This window comes from Actinoplanes oblitus, from assembly GCF_030252345.1.
Lineage (GTDB): Bacteria > Actinomycetota > Actinomycetes > Mycobacteriales > Micromonosporaceae > Actinoplanes > Actinoplanes oblitus.
The window spans coordinates 7,554,693-7,568,254 of sequence record NZ_CP126980.1; the positions used below are offsets into that span (position 1 = coordinate 7,554,693).

At 70.6% G+C, this 13,562-nt stretch carries 17 protein-coding genes and 1 riboswitch; of the genes, 5 read left to right on the top strand and 12 right to left on the bottom strand.

Annotated features, from left to right (window positions below):
- Positions 1-37: 37 nt before the first annotated feature.
- The 5 genes from rpmI to Actob_RS33575 form a co-directional block, all read right to left on the bottom strand.
- Entirely contained in the window at positions 38-232 is a 195-nt protein-coding gene (gene rpmI, locus Actob_RS33555) for a 50S ribosomal protein L35 (protein ID WP_185045693.1), read from the bottom strand.
- A gap of 139 nt (positions 233-371) precedes the next feature.
- Positions 372-980, bottom strand: coding sequence for a translation initiation factor IF-3 (infC, locus tag Actob_RS33560; protein WP_284915900.1), 609 nt, complete (start codon positions 978-980; stop codon positions 372-374).
- A gap of 387 nt (positions 981-1,367) precedes the next feature.
- The gene (locus tag Actob_RS33565; protein ID WP_284915901.1) at positions 1,368-1,826 is read right to left on the bottom strand and encodes a PH domain-containing protein; all 459 of its coding nucleotides are present in this window, start codon (positions 1,824-1,826) and stop codon (positions 1,368-1,370) included.
- Complete coding sequence (hisG, locus tag Actob_RS33570; protein ID WP_284915902.1) at positions 1,826-2,668, bottom strand: ATP phosphoribosyltransferase; 843 nt, start codon at positions 2,666-2,668, stop codon at positions 1,826-1,828. Before hisG ends, Actob_RS33565 begins: the two co-directional genes overlap by 1 nt.
- A gap of 44 nt (positions 2,669-2,712) precedes the next feature.
- Positions 2,713-2,976, bottom strand: a complete 264-nt coding sequence (locus Actob_RS33575; RefSeq protein ID WP_189333382.1) for a phosphoribosyl-ATP diphosphatase — start codon at positions 2,974-2,976, stop codon at positions 2,713-2,715.
- A gap of 78 nt (positions 2,977-3,054) precedes the next feature.
- Here Actob_RS33575 and Actob_RS33580 point away from each other — a divergent pair, with 78 nt between their 5' ends.
- The 3 genes from Actob_RS33580 to Actob_RS33590 are packed head-to-tail and all read left to right on the top strand — an operon-like array spanning position 3,055 to position 5,502.
- The gene (locus Actob_RS33580; RefSeq protein ID WP_284915905.1) at positions 3,055-3,924 is read left to right on the top strand and encodes an ABC transporter substrate-binding protein; all 870 of its coding nucleotides are present in this window, start codon (positions 3,055-3,057) and stop codon (positions 3,922-3,924) included.
- Positions 3,921-4,760: an amino acid ABC transporter permease gene (locus tag Actob_RS33585; protein ID WP_284915906.1), complete on the top strand. Its 840-nt coding sequence runs from the start codon at positions 3,921-3,923 to the stop codon at positions 4,758-4,760. The genes Actob_RS33580 and Actob_RS33585 overlap by 4 nt, the downstream gene beginning before the upstream one ends.
- Before the next feature lies 1 nt (position 4,761).
- Positions 4,762-5,502 (top strand): amino acid ABC transporter ATP-binding protein, encoded by a 741-nt coding sequence (locus Actob_RS33590; protein WP_284915907.1) that lies wholly within the window; start codon positions 4,762-4,764, stop codon positions 5,500-5,502.
- Positions 5,503-5,505: 3 nt separating this feature from the next.
- Here Actob_RS33590 and ribH read toward each other — a convergent pair whose 3' ends face one another.
- The 5 genes from ribH to Actob_RS33615 form a co-directional block, all read right to left on the bottom strand.
- Positions 5,506-5,982 carry a 6,7-dimethyl-8-ribityllumazine synthase gene (gene ribH, locus Actob_RS33595; protein ID WP_284915908.1) on the bottom strand — a complete coding sequence of 159 codons (477 nt, stop codon included), beginning with the start codon at positions 5,980-5,982 and terminating at the stop codon, positions 5,506-5,508.
- Positions 5,983-6,027: 45 nt separating this feature from the next.
- Positions 6,028-7,236, bottom strand: coding sequence for a bifunctional 3,4-dihydroxy-2-butanone-4-phosphate synthase/GTP cyclohydrolase II (locus tag Actob_RS33600; RefSeq protein WP_284915909.1), 1,209 nt, complete (start codon positions 7,234-7,236; stop codon positions 6,028-6,030).
- On the bottom strand, positions 7,229-7,828 hold the full coding sequence (locus Actob_RS33605) for a riboflavin synthase (RefSeq protein ID WP_284915910.1): 600 nt from the start codon (positions 7,826-7,828) through the stop codon (positions 7,229-7,231). The genes Actob_RS33600 and Actob_RS33605 overlap by 8 nt, the downstream gene beginning before the upstream one ends.
- 13 nt (positions 7,829-7,841) lie before the next feature.
- Positions 7,842-8,927 (bottom strand): bifunctional diaminohydroxyphosphoribosylaminopyrimidine deaminase/5-amino-6-(5-phosphoribosylamino)uracil reductase RibD, encoded by a 1,086-nt coding sequence (gene ribD, locus Actob_RS33610; RefSeq protein ID WP_284922425.1) that lies wholly within the window; start codon positions 8,925-8,927, stop codon positions 7,842-7,844.
- A gap of 138 nt (positions 8,928-9,065) precedes the next feature.
- Positions 9,066-9,241, bottom strand: a riboswitch (FMN riboswitch).
- Positions 9,242-9,302: 61 nt separating this feature from the next.
- Positions 9,303-10,484: an aminotransferase class V-fold PLP-dependent enzyme gene (locus Actob_RS33615; RefSeq protein WP_284915911.1), complete on the bottom strand. Its 1,182-nt coding sequence runs from the start codon at positions 10,482-10,484 to the stop codon at positions 9,303-9,305.
- Positions 10,485-10,560: 76 nt separating this feature from the next.
- Between Actob_RS33615 and Actob_RS33620 the strand changes: the two genes are divergently transcribed.
- Together Actob_RS33620 and Actob_RS33625 are read left to right on the top strand one after the other, a co-directional pair.
- Entirely contained in the window at positions 10,561-11,145 is a 585-nt protein-coding gene (locus tag Actob_RS33620; RefSeq protein ID WP_284915913.1) for a TetR/AcrR family transcriptional regulator, read from the top strand.
- A 5-nt stretch (positions 11,146-11,150) separates the two neighbouring features.
- Entirely contained in the window at positions 11,151-11,828 is a 678-nt protein-coding gene (locus Actob_RS33625) for a lysophospholipid acyltransferase family protein (protein WP_284922426.1), read from the top strand.
- 29 nt (positions 11,829-11,857) lie between these two features.
- Here the strand turns inward: Actob_RS33625 and Actob_RS33630 are convergent, their stop codons facing one another.
- Positions 11,858-12,862, bottom strand: a complete 1,005-nt coding sequence (locus tag Actob_RS33630) for a GGDEF domain-containing response regulator (RefSeq protein ID WP_407653469.1) — start codon at positions 12,860-12,862, stop codon at positions 11,858-11,860.
- Positions 12,859-13,539 carry a ribulose-phosphate 3-epimerase gene (rpe, locus tag Actob_RS33635; protein ID WP_284915914.1) on the bottom strand — a complete coding sequence of 227 codons (681 nt, stop codon included), beginning with the start codon at positions 13,537-13,539 and terminating at the stop codon, positions 12,859-12,861. Before rpe ends, Actob_RS33630 begins: the two co-directional genes overlap by 4 nt.
- Positions 13,540-13,562 lie beyond the last annotated feature (23 nt).

Below are 13,562 nucleotides of genomic sequence, written 5' to 3' on the forward strand. Positions count from 1 at the left end.
TCAAGTACTCCTTACAGGGGAACGTGTCAGGCGCGCGTCAGCGGCCCAGAAGCTTCTTCACTCGCGCGGTGTCGGCCTTGGCGACCACCACAGTGCCGGTCATCCGGCGGGTAACGTGGGAGGACTTGTGCTCGAGCAGGTGGCGCTTGCCGGTCTGCTCCCGCACGATCTTGCCCTTGCCGGTGACCTTCACCCGCTTACCCATGCCGGTGTGGCTCTTCATCTTCGGCACTTAGAACGCCTCTTTCTGATCTTTCCGCCCGACCAGGGGAACGCGCGGAAAAGCTGACTAATCGAGGATTGTTCACGACGGTTGAGACGACCTGCCCCGCTTACGAAGCGTTCGCCTCAAGGTAGGTCGTGAACAAACCTCACTCTGCGGTGGTATCGGCAGGGGTGGCCGGCGGCACCTCGGTACCGTCGCCCTCACGCGGCTCACGAGCGGGCTTGCCGCCAGCCGCCGTGGCGGCGACCGCAGCGGCCTTCGTGGCCCGGTGCGGCGCCAGCACCATGATCATGTTCCGACCGTCCTGCTTCGGGCTGGCCTCCACGAAGCCCAGCTCGGAGATCTCCTCGCTGAGCCGGCGAAGCAGCCGGAAGCCCAGCTCGGGGCGGCTCTGCTCACGGCCGCGGAACATGATCGTCACCTTGACCTTGTCGCCCGCCTTGAGGAACCGCACCACGTGACCCTTTTTGGTCTCGTAGTCGTGCGGGTCGATCTTCGGCCGCAGCTTCATTTCCTTGATGACGGTCTGCTGCTGGTTGCGCCGCGCTTCGCGGGCCTTCAGTGCGCTCTCGTACTTGAACTTGCCGAAGTCCATGAGCTTGCACACCGGCGGCCGGGCCATCGGAGCAACCTCGACCAGGTCCAGGTCCACGTCCGCGGCCAGTTGGAGCGCGCGCTCGAGCGGCACGATGCCGACCTGCTCACCCTCCGGACCGACCAGACGGACCTCACGAGCCCGGATCTGTTCGTTCACGCGTGGTTCGACGCTGATGGGGCCTCCTCAGTTGCAATCCTCGCCCGACCGGAATCGGCCGGGCGCTGTCAATGTCGGTCGGCCCCGAATCACCGGCCCGCTGACGTGCGGGACGGCCGGGAAAGCAGAAGGCCTCGGCCGCACGTTCCCGTGCATGCCAAGGCCCGCTCGACCGGTCATCGACGTCCCAACGAGGAACGTGCCCCGGACAGGGAAAATTCCCTGCTCGGATGACCGGACCCGGACACAGTCAGTGACTCGGGTGGGAACCAGCGGGCTCCTCTTTCGCGCCTGACTCAGGGCCAGACGTGGTCGACTGCCCACTAGCTTACCAGGCGTGGCATCAGCCCTGATGCCGGGCACCTCAGGGCTGATGCACAGCCGAGGTCAGGCCTCTTGCGAGGCCGAATGCAAAGCCCGGAGCTTGCGTACGCCGTCGACCGCGTAGTCCTTGTCCACCGCCTGCAGCGCGTGGATCGACACCTGCTCGTCGTCGAGCAGCTCCAGGTGCGCCCACGCCGAGTTCCGGTCGAAGCGCACCGCGCGCACCACCGTCCACGGCAGGTCGTAGCCGCCGACCACGTTGCGCACGTGCACGCCCTGCTCGTCGGCGCTGACCCGGGGCCGGCAGAACGTCAGGATGCCGAGCCCGATCAGGATGCCCAGGCCGATCATCGCGGCCTGGTCACCGCGCTGGAAGCTGCCCGAGCCGACCTGCCCGGCGTTCTCGAAGCCGGCCTGGCCGTGCAGCCCGAAGCTGAGCACGGTGAAGAAGATCGCCACCGCGGCCGCGACCGGGGCGGCCACCATGCGGATCTTCTTGGGGCGGAAAACCACGTCAGTCATCACAACCTGCAATTGGCGATGTCGGTTACCAGGATGGCACGCGCGCCGATGTCGTACAGCTCGTCCATCACCCGGTGCACCTGGCTGCGCTGGACCATCGCCTGCACGGCGACCCAGCCCTCCCGGTGCAGCGGGGAGACGGTCGGCGACTCGATGCCCGGGGTCAGCCCGGTGGCCTGCTCCAGCAGGTCGGCCCGGACGTCGTAGGCCAGCATCACGAAGTTGCGGGCGACCAGCACCCCGTTGAGCCGGCGCAGCAGCTGGGTGGCGGCGGCCGGAGCCTCGGCCGCCCGGCCGATCAGGATGGCCGACGAGCGCATCAGCGGCTCGCCGATGGTGACCAGGCCGGCCTGGCGCAGCGTCGCGCCGGTCTCCACGACGTCGGCGATCAGATCGGCGACACCGAGGCGGACCGCGTTCTCCACCGCGCCGTCCAGGCGGACCACGTCGGCCTTCAGCTCCTGCTCGGCCAGGTACGCGCCGACCAGGCCGGGGAAGGCGGTGGCGATCCGCTTGCCGCCGATCTGGTCCACCGAGGCGAGCGTGCCGGCCGGGGCGGCCCAGCGGAACGTGGCGCCGCCGAAGTTCAGGTCGAGCAGCTCGGTGGCCGGCACCCCGGAGTCGGCCAGCAGGTCGCGGCCGGTGATGCCGAGATCCAGGTCACCGGAGGCGACGTAGGTGGCGATGTCACGCGGCCGCAGGTAGAAGAACTCGACGTTGTTGGCTTCGTCACGGCAGACCAGATCCTTGGGATCGGTGCGCTGCCGGTAGCCGGCGTCCTTCAGCATCTGGGCGGCCGGCGCGGAGAGGTTGCCCTTGTTCGGGATGGCGATGCGCAGCATGGAGGTGCTCCTTCGTTCTCGGACGGACGGACCGGGGCCGCACGTCAGAGATGTCGGTACACGTCCTTGAGCTCGATGCCGGTGGCGATCATCAGGACCTGTGCCTGGTAGAGCAGCTGCGAGATCTCCTCGGCGGCCCGTTCCGGCCCCTCGTGCTCGGCCGCCATCCAGGACTCGGCCGCCTCCTCGACGACCTTCTTCCCGATGAAGTGGACTCCGCGTTCGAGCGCGGCGACCGTGCCCGAACCGGGGGTCTGTTCCGCCGCCTTGCGCTGCAACTCGGCGAACAGTTCTTCGAACGTCTTCACGGGGAACGATTGTTGCAGCTCATTACGGTCTGACGACGAACGCCCCCAGCCCGTGGGACGTCTTTTAAGCTGCCCCGCATGGTCAGCCGTTTCACCCCCCTCCTCGTGGGTGGCGTCGCATTGGCGCTCGCCACTGTCTCGGCCTGTTCCCCGGTCGATGACGACACCACCTCCGGCGCATCCCCCTCCGCCACCTCGGACGCCTGTCCGTCCGGCGCCCTCGGCACCGTCGCCGCGGGCAAACTCACCATCGGCACCGACGACCCGGCGTACGAGCCGTGGTTCTCCGACGGCAAGCCGGCCAACGGCCAGGGCTTCGAGTCGGCGGTCGCCTACCAGGTCGCCGAGCGTCTCGGGTACGCGAAGGAGAACGTGGTGTGGACGTCGGTGACGTTCAACAACGCGATCGCGCCCGGGCCCAAGGCGTTCGACTTCGACATCAACCAGTTCTCCATCACCGACGAGCGCAAGCAGGCGGTGGACTTCTCCTCGCCGTACTACCTGGTCCGGCAGACGGTGATCACGACGAAGAAGTCGAAGATCGCCGGCGCCAAGTCGCTGGCCGAGCTCACCGGCGCGAAACTCGGCGCCCAGGTCGGCACCACCAGCTACCAGGCGATCACCGACATCATCAAGCCGACCACCAAGCCGTCGGTCTTCAACAACAACGACGACGCCAAGAAGGCGCTGGAGAACGGCACCGTCGACGGGATCGTGGTGGACCTGCCCACCGCGTTCTACATGACCGGCGCCGAGCTGAAGGACGGCGTGATCGTCGGTCAGCTGCCGCAGGTGGGCGTGCCCGAGCAGTTCGGCCTGGTGCTCGACAAGGGCTCGAAACTGACCGGCTGCGTCAGCCAGGCGGTCGACCAGCTCCGCGGCGACGGCACGCTCGCGGTGCTGGAGAAGACCTGGCTCGCCGACTCCGGGGCGCCCGAACTCACGTGACCCACGCACCCAGTCAGCGGCAGCGGGAGCGGTTCGCCTACCGTCGCCGGCAGGCGATCCGCTCGGTCCTGCTCGCCGCCCTCTCCACCGCCGTCGTCGGGACGCTGCTGGCCGTCGGGGTCACCGGGGCGCCCGGCTGGCCCCGGGTCAAGCAGTCGTTCTTCGACCTGGACGTGGCGGTCGAGTACTTCCCGTCCGTGCTGGACGGCTTCTGGCTCAACGTCCGGCTGTTCCTGGTGTGCGCGCCAGTGGCGCTCGCGCTCGGGCTGCTGATCGCGGTGCTGCGCACGCTGCGCGGACCGGTCGCCTTTCCGGTACGGGTGCTGGCCGCCGGGTACACGTACTCGTTCCGCGGGCTGCCGCTGATCATCGCGATCTACCTGTTCGCGTTCGGCGTCCCCGGGCTGCGGTTGCGGGGCACCCCGGACGTGGTGGTGCTCGGCGGGGCGGCCATCGTGATCACCTACGGGGCGTACCTGGCCGAGGTGTTCCGGGCCGGGATCGAGTCGGTGCATCCCAGCCAGGTGGCGGCGGCCCGGTCGCTGGGTCTGAGCCACCGGCAGGCGATGCGGCACGTGGTGCTGCCGCAGGCGGTCCGCCGGGTCACCCCGCCGCTGCTCAACGACATCGTGGCGCTGCAGAAGGACGTCGGGCTGATCTCCCTGGCCGGGCCGATCGACGCGATCCGGGCCGCCCAGATCGGGGTGGCCAAGAGCGGGAACTTCACCCCGTACGTGGTGGCCGCCGTGCTGTTCATCCTGCTCGCCCTGCCGCTCATCGCGATCACCGACCGGGTGACGCTGCGCGCGGCCCGTGCCCAGAACGCGGGGACCTGACGTGGTGCTCTCCTGCCGGAACATCCGCAAGGTCTTCGGTGACCACGTGGTCCTCGACGACCTCAGCCTGGACGTCGGCGAGCACGAGGTGGTGGCGCTGATCGGCGCCTCCGGCTCGGGCAAGTCGACGCTGCTGCGCTGCGTGAACCTGCTCGCCGAGATCGACGACGGGACCATCCACCTGGACGGTGACGAGATCACCGACCCGCGGGTCAACCCGGATCTGGTACGGCAGCGGATCGGTCTGGTCTTCCAGAGCTACAACCTGTTCCCGCACATGACGGTGCTGGACAACATCACCCTCGCCCCCACGCGGGTGCACAAGCGGGCCGCCGCCGAGGCGCGCGAGACGGCGATGGCCTGGCTGGGCCGGGTCGGGCTGGCGGACAAGGCCAAGGCGTACCCCGACCGGCTCTCCGGCGGCCAGCAGCAGCGGGTGGCGATCGTCCGGGCACTGGTCAACAACCCGCGGCTGCTGCTGCTCGACGAGGTCACCTCGGCGCTCGATCCGGAGCTGGTCGGCGAGGTGCTCAGCATGATCCGGGATCTCAAGGGCGAGGGCATGACGATGGTGCTGGCCACCCACGAGATGGGGTTCGCCAAGCAGGTGGCCGACCGGGTGGCTTTCCTGGACGCCGGCCGGGTCCTCGAACAGGGGCCGCCCGAGCAGGTGCTGGGCGACCCCACCGAGGCCCGGACCAGGCAGTTCCTGGCCCGGATCATCGAAGCCGGCCGGCTCTGAGCCTCAGTATTTCTGGACCTCGCGGATGGCGAGCGCGGCGTCCAGCACGGCGACCGTGCTCTGCCAGCCCTTGTCCTCGATCGAGTCCTCCAGACCGGCCCGGTCCCGGGCCTGGCCGAGGCTGTGCACGGTGAGCACGCCGTGCGCGACAGGGGTCTGCTCGTCCAGCGAGACCCGGGTCAGGCCGGCCGTGACGGCGTCGCAGACGTACTCGAAGTGCTGGGTCTCGCCCTTGATCACCACGCCGAGGGCGACCACCGCGTCGCAGCGTTTCGCCAGCGCCTGGGCCACCACCGGCAGCTCGACCGACCCGGCCACCCGGGCGGTGACGATGTCGGTGACGCCGCACGCCTCGGCGGCCGCCCTGGCCCGCTCCATCATGTGGTCGACCAGGTCGTTGTGCCAGCGCGAGCCGACGATGCCGAGCCGAAGCCCGGCCGCGTCGACGGTCTGCATGTGCGGATCACCGAAGCCGGCCATCTCAGTCCCCCTTTTTCGTCATCATCGCCGCAGTTGAGGCCCGGGTCAGCCCAACGCCTCGAACAGGTGCCCCATCCGGTCCCGTTTGGTACGCAGGTACCGCACATTCTCCGGGTGCAGGCGGACCGGCAGTTCCTCGCGGCCGGTGACCCGCAGGCCGTACCCCTCCAGGCCGGCCCGCTTGGCCGGGTTGTTGGTGAGCAGCCGCATCGAGCGCACGCCCAGGTCGTAGAGGATCTGCGCGCCGGTGCCGTAGTCCCGGGCGTCGGCCGGCAGGCCGAGCTCCAGGTTCGCGTCGACGGTGTCGAAACCGCGGTCCTGCAACTGGTACGCCTGGAGCTTGTGCAGCAGGCCGATGCCCCGGCCCTCGTGCCCGCGCATGTAGAGGACCACCCCGCGACCGGCGGCGGCCACCCGCTCCAGGGCGGCGTCCAGCTGCGGGCCGCAGTCGCAGCGCCGGGACCCGAAGACGTCGCCGGTCAGGCACTCGGAGTGGACCCGGACCAGTACGTCCTCGCCGTCGGTCAGGTCGCCGTAGACCAGCGCGACGTGCTCGCCGTTGTCGGCCTCGGTGCGGTAGCCGACCGCGGTGAAGACGCCGTGCTCGGTCGGCAGCACCGTCTCGACCACCCGCTCGATCTGCTTCTCGGCCCGCTCCCGCAGGTAGGCCACCAGGTCGGCGATGGTGATCAGCACCAGATCGTGCTCGACAGCGAATTTCTCCAGGTCGGGAAGACGCTGCATGGTGCCGTCGTCGTTGACCATCTCGCAGAGCGCGCCGGCCGGGCTGCACCCGGCCAGCACCGCCAGGTCGATCGAGGCCTCGGTGTGGCCGGGGCGGCGCAGCACGCCGCCGGCCTTGGCCCGCAGCGGGACGACGTGCCCGGGCCGGGACAGGTCCGCCGGCTGGGTGTCGGCCGCGCCGAGCAGGCTGATGGTCCGCGCCCGGTCGGCAGCCGAGATGCCGGTGCTGACACCGTGCCGGGCGTCGACGGCCACCGCGTACGCGGTGCCTTTCTTGTCCTGGTTCGTGTGGTACATCGGGGGCAGTTCCAGCCGGTCGGCCTCCGACTCGGTGATCGCCACGCAGATGTACCCGGACGTGTAACGGACCATGAAGGCGACCAGCTCCGGGGTGGCGTGCTCGGCCGCGAAGATGAGGTCGCCCTCGTTCTCCCGGTCCTCGTCGTCCACCACGATCACCGGCCGGCCGGCCTTGATCTCGGCGATCGCGCGCTCGATGCTCTCAGACATTGCGGCTCCCCAGCATCTTCTCGACGTACTTGGCGATCACGTCGACCTCGAGGTTGACCGGCTCGCCGATGGCCTTGCTGCCCAGCACGGTGTGCTTGGAGGTGGCCGGGATCATCCCGACCGAGAACGTGTCAGCGGTGACCGCCATGACCGTCAGTGAGACCCCGTCGACCGTGATCGAACCCTTCTCCACCACGTATCTCGCCAGCTCGGCGGGGAGCGAGAAGGTGACGACCTCCCACTGGTCGGCCGGCTCCCGGGAGACCAGCGTGGCCACCCCGTCGACGTGGCCCTGCACCAGGTGGCCGCCGAGGCGGCTGCCGAGCGCGGCGGCCCGCTCCAGGTTCACGTTGCTGCCCACCTCGAGCGCGCCGAGCGAGGAGCGGCGCAGGGTCTCGCCCATCACGTCGGCGGTGAACACCCCGTCCACGTTGTCGATCACGGTGAGACAGACGCCGTTGACGGCGATCGAGTCGCCGTCGCGGGCGTCGGAGGTGACGAGCGGGCCTCGGACGGCGATGACCGCCGAGTCCGCGGAGCCCTCGGTGAGCCTGACGATCTCACCCAACTCTTCGACGATGCCGGTGAACATAAGCTCAGGCCTTTCATTCCGCGGGTGGGTGGTGGGCGGGGCGGTCGGACGGCTTCTGGCGGAGCGTGGCGGTGAAGCGCAGGTCGCCCCCGATCTGCGCGATGTCGGTGAAGTCGAGTTCGAGGGCGTCGGCGATGGTGCCGACACCCGCGTCGACCAGGGCGGACCGGCCGGCGCCGAGCAGTTTCGGCGCGACGTAACCGATCACCCGGTCGACCAGGCCGGCCGCGAGGAACGCGCCGGCCAGCGTCGGGCCGCCCTCCAGCAGCACGCTGCGGATGCCGCGCGCGTATAGCTCGGTGAGCATGGCGTGCAGGTCGACCCGGCCGTCCGGGCCGTGGCCGGCCTCGGCGGCGGTGACGATCCAGGTGGGCGCGGCCGCGTCGCGGACGCGGGCACCCTCCGGGGTCCGCCCGTGGGTGTCCACCACCACCCGCAGCGGCTGCTTGATGGCGAGCGACCCGTCCCGCAGGTCGCGCACGGTCAGCTGCGGATCGTCGGCGACAACGGTGCCGACGCCGGCCACTATCGCGTCGACGGTGCTGCGCAGCACGTGCACGTCGAAGCGGGACTCGCTGGAGCTGACCCACTGGCTGGTCCCGTCCGCGGCGGCCGAGCGCCCGTCCAGGGTGGCGGCGAATTTCCAGGTCACGAACGGGCGGCCACGGCGCACGGCGGTCAGCCAGGCGATGTTGCCCAGCTCGGCCTCGGCGCGGCGCATCCCGGTCGCCACCTGCAGGCCGGCCGCGCGCAGGGTGGCGGCGCCGCCGGAGGCCACCGGGTTGGGGTCGTCGACGGCGATCACCACGCGGCGCAGCCCGGCCTGGATCAGCGCCTCCGAGCACGGGCCGGTCCGGCCGGTGTGGTTGCACGGCTCCAGGGTGACCACGCAGGTGCCGCCGCGGGCCCGCTCGCCGGCCTGGGCGAGCGCGACGATCTCGGCGTGCGGGCCACCCGCGTACGCGTGGAAGCCCTCGCCGACGACGGTGCCGTCCGGGCCGAGCAGCAGGCAGCCGACCACCGGGTTGGGGCTGGTCGTGCCGAGGCCCCGGGCGGCCAGCGCGACAGCGCGGCGCATCGCCTCGTCCTCGGTCACCATCGCTGCGACGTCCCTCTCACGCGGTCGGATCACGCGCGACAGGCAACGGGAGAAAACGCCAAGAATCGGGCACCGAGGGTACGCTTCGCGCACCCCGGCCGTGTGCGGCCCTCGCTGAGGGCACACCCGTCCGATTCCGCGCGCTGTCTCCCATCCGGACTGTCTGACCTGGCTTTCGCCTGATCAACCGTCGGCCCTGGAGTCTCACCAGGTCCACCGGCCGTCGTGGTGCGGACGTCCGGGTCGCGGGCTTACCGCTGCACAGGCAACGGATCACCGCCGGTTCGGAATTTCACCGAGTCCCGCCAGCGCGTGGTGGGTTAACCCCGAGTCTTGCACGCGCCGGCGAATTTGCCACCCCGAGGGCGAGGGATCTCACAAACGCTTGCCGGCGAGAGCCCCTACCAGCGCCGCGGCGTGCTCCACCTCGTCCTCGGTGTTGTAGTAGTGCGGGGAGAACCGGACCAGCGGCGGCGGATGGCGCTCCTCGGTGTCGAACTGCTGATGCGCCGGCTCGGTGCTGGTCACGTTCACCCCGGACTCGGCCAGCCGCGCCACCACCAGCTCCGACTCCAGCCCGTCGACGGTCGCCGTGACGATCGCGCACCGCTGCCGGCCCAGGTCGTGCACCGTCACTGCGGGGATGTCCTCCAGCAGCCCGCGCATCCGGTCGCCGAGTTCCTCGTTCCGCTTGCCGATCTCGTCGAGCCCGAGGTTGAGCGCCTGGTCGACGGCCGCGCCCAGGCCCAGCACCGCCGCGTAGTTGAGCTCCCAGGTGGCGAACCGCCGCGCCCCGGGCACCCAGTCGAACCCGCGCGCCCCGTCCCACTCCGCCGACTGGATCTCCACCACGTGTGGTTCCAGCCGCTCCAGCACCCCGCTGCGGACCCAGAGGAAGCCGGTGCCGCGCGGCCCGCGCAGGAACTTGCGCCCGGTGCCGCAGAGGAAGTCACACCCGATCTCGGCGACGTCCACCGGGAACTGCCCCACCGACTGGGTGGCGTCCAGCAGGTAGGGGACGCCGGCGGCGCGGGCGATCCGCCCGACGTCGGCCGCCGGGTTGACCAGGCCGCCGGCGGTGGGCACGTGGGTCAGGCCGATCATTTTGGTACGCCCGTCGATCAGCCCGGCCAGCGCCGACGTGTCGAGCTGCCCGTCCGCGTCGTTCGGCACCACCACCACCTCGGCGCCTGCCCGGCGGGCCGCCTGCAGGTAGGCCAGGACGTTGCTGCCGTACTCGTTGCGCCCGGTCAGAATCCGGTCACCGGGCCGCAGCGGCACCGAGTAGAACGCCGCCTGCCAGGCATGCGTCGCGTTGTCGAAGAGCGCGATCTCGTCGGCCCGCCCGCCGAGCAGCTCGGCGAGCCCCGCGTAGACGGCGGCGACCCGGTCGGCGGCCGCGGCGGCGGCCTCGTAGCCGCCGATCCGGGCCTCGAGCCGCAGGTGCCCGACGACGGCGTCCAGGGTCTGCTGCGACATCAGCGCCGCGCCCGCGTTGTTCAGATGGATCCGATTGCGGCAGCCGGGCGTCCCGGCCCGAAGCGCGTCCACGTCCATCCCCGCAGCGTCGCAGAACTCCGGCCCCGGCGCATCTTTCGTAGACAGTGTCTACTGCCTCTGGTAGACAGTGTCTATGCCCGCTGACGACGCCCTACGCGATCGACTCGTCCGGGTGGGCGCGGAGTTGCTGCGCACCGAAAGTCCCGGTGCTCTCTCACTGCGTGAGATCGCCCGGCGGGCCGGCGTCTCGCACGGCGCGCCGCGCCGCTACTTCCCCACCCACAAGTCCCTGCTGTCGGCGATCGCCCGGTCCGGGTTCGCCGATCTGACGGCCGAGATCGAGGCCGCGCTGCGGGAGACCGCCGGCGACCCGCGGTCGCAGATCACCGGGCTGGCCCGGGTCTACGTACGATTCGCCGCCGCCAACCGGAGCATGTTCGAGCTGATGTTCCGGCACGACCTGCTGGAGACCGGTGGCGAGCTCGGTCTGCGCGACGCGTCACTCCCGCTCTTCCAGCTCCTGGTCGACCTGGTCGCCGCCGCCGGGCCGGCCGGGCAGCCGTCCGCGCGGGTGACCGCCGCGTCGATCTGGGCGGCCCTGCACGGCACCGCCCAGCTCTGGATCTGGGGCTCGCTCACCCTGGCCACCGGGGCCACCGACCCGGGCCCGTTCATCGACGCCACCCTCGCCGCCCACCTGGGGAAGGACACCCGATGACCCGTATGCCACCGCTCTACGCCGTCGCGCACCGCACGCTGGGCACCGTGCTGCGCGGTTTCTGGCCGACCACCGTGACCGGGCTGGAACACCTGCCGGCCGGCTCCGGCGCGGTCCTGGCGGCCAACCACCACGCCATCGCCGACCAGCTCTTCCTCGGGGTCAACACGCCACGGCACATCGCGTTCTGGGCCAAGGCGGAGTACTTCCGCGAGGCCGGGCTGACCCGCCTGGTGGTGACCGGGATGGGCGCCATCCCGGTGGAGCGGGCCGGCGGCCGGGCGGTGCTCAGCGCCTTCGACGCGGCGGTGCCGATCCTGCGGTCCGGCGGGCTGGTCGCGGTCTTCGTGGAGGGCACCCGCTCCCCCGACGGGCGGCTTCACCGGGGGCGCACCGGGGCGGTGCGGCTCGCCGCGCAGGCCGGGGTGCCGGTCGTGCCGGTGGGCATCCGCGGCACCGACCGGATCCGGCCGGCCGGTCGCCGCCTGCCGCGACGGCACCCGATCCGGCTGGACTTCGGGCCGCCGATCCCGGTCAAGGTGGCCTCAGCCTCGGACGCGCGCCGGCTCACCGACGAGGTGGTCGCCCGGATCCAGGGGCTGACCGGCCAGGAATACGTCCCGAAGTACGCCGCGCTGCCCAGCTCCGCCACGCCCGGTGGCACACCGCCCGCCGGCCGCTGAGCAGCCGGCGTTTCGCGGGTGCCGTCTGACTACTCCGCCTCGCTGCGGCGGCGGTCGATCGCGACGTAGGAGCCGGGCTGGGACTTGGCCACCTTCTTCATCTCCGAGGCGACGGCGATGACCATCCGCGGATCGGTGAACTGGCGGCCGTCGGCCGTCGCCTGGGCGACCCCGATCGACAGCGTGACCAGGGCGGCGCGCTGCTTGTTGCCGCGCCGGTCCGGCACCTCGATGTAACCGCGCTGCGCGTCCTTCTGGTCGTAGAGCCGGTCGGCCGCCGACTCGAAGTCGGTGACCATGCTCTTGGTCAGCGGCAACACCTGGTCGGGGTGGCAGATGAAGACGAAGTCGTCGCCGCCGATGTGGCCGAGAAAGATCGACGGCTTGCCCGCCGACGAGCTGGCCCGCTGCAGGCTGCGCGCCATGGCGGTGATGAACTCGTCGCCGCGGTCGAAACCGTAGACGTCGTTGACGCTCTTGAAGCGGTCGATGTCGATGTAACCGACCGAGTAGTCGCCACCGGACCGGATCCGCTCGATGATCTCGCGGCGCACCCGGGCGTTGCCGGGCAGGCCGGTCAGCGGCGAGACCTCGCGGAACTCCTTGTTGCGCCGCAGCGTGGTGGAGACCCGGGCGATCAGCTCGGCGGTGTCGAACGGCTTGGTCAGGTAGTCGTCGGCGCCGGTGGTCAGCCCGACCACCTTGTCCACCGTCATGCTCCGGGCGGTCAGCATGATCACCGGTAGGGCCGACGTCAGAGGATCGGCCCGCAGGTTGCGAATCAGCTCGACGCCGTCCATCCGGGGCATCATCCAGTCGACGACTGCCAGGTCGGGCCGGTGCGTCTCCATCATGTCGAGCGCTTCCTGCCCGTCCCGGGCCCGGATCACCTCGAAGCCGTGCACCTTGAGGTTGAACTCGACGAAGCTCGCGATGTCCTCGTCGTCGTCGACGACCAGGACGAGATCCGGTCGTTGCTCGTCGGCGTCGAGCCCGAGGTCCTCGACCGCGGGCCCCGGCTCGGAAGTACTCACATCGAGTTCCCCATCCGATTGGCGGCCAGTGCCCGAAGCTTACGCACCGCCTCGGCCGGGTCGCTCATGCCATAGACAGCGGTGCCCGCCACGAACGCGTCGGCGCCGGCCTCGGCGGCCTGCTCGATGGTGTCCGCGGCGATCCCGCCGTCCACCTCGATGCGCACGTCCAGGTGACCCACCTCGACGCGCCGCCGCACGTCACGCACCTTGTCGAGCATCTCCGGCAGGAACTTCTGCCCGCCGAAACCGGCCTTGATCGTCATGATCAGGACGGTGTCCAGATAGGGCAACAATTCCAGGTACGGCTCCACCGGGGTGTCCCGGTCGATGGCCAGGCCCGCCTTGGCCCCGGCCGCGCGCAGCGTCTTGGCCAGCCCCACCGGGTCGTCGCAGGCCTCGGCGTGGAACGTCACGTTGTACGCCCCGGCCTCGGCGTAACCGGGCGCCCAGCGCTCCGGGTCGGTGATCATCAGGTGCACGTCGAACGGGATCGTCGTCGCCTTGCGCAGGCTCTGCACGATCGGCAGGCCCAGCGTCAGGTTCGGCACGAAGTGGTTGTCCATGACGTCCACGTGCGCCCAGTCGGCGGCCCCCTCGATGGCGTGCACTTCCTCGGCCAGGCGGGAGAAGTCGGAGGCGAGGATGCTCGGCGCGATGATCGGCGAAGGTGTCACCGATGCAGTGTATGACTCGCGCC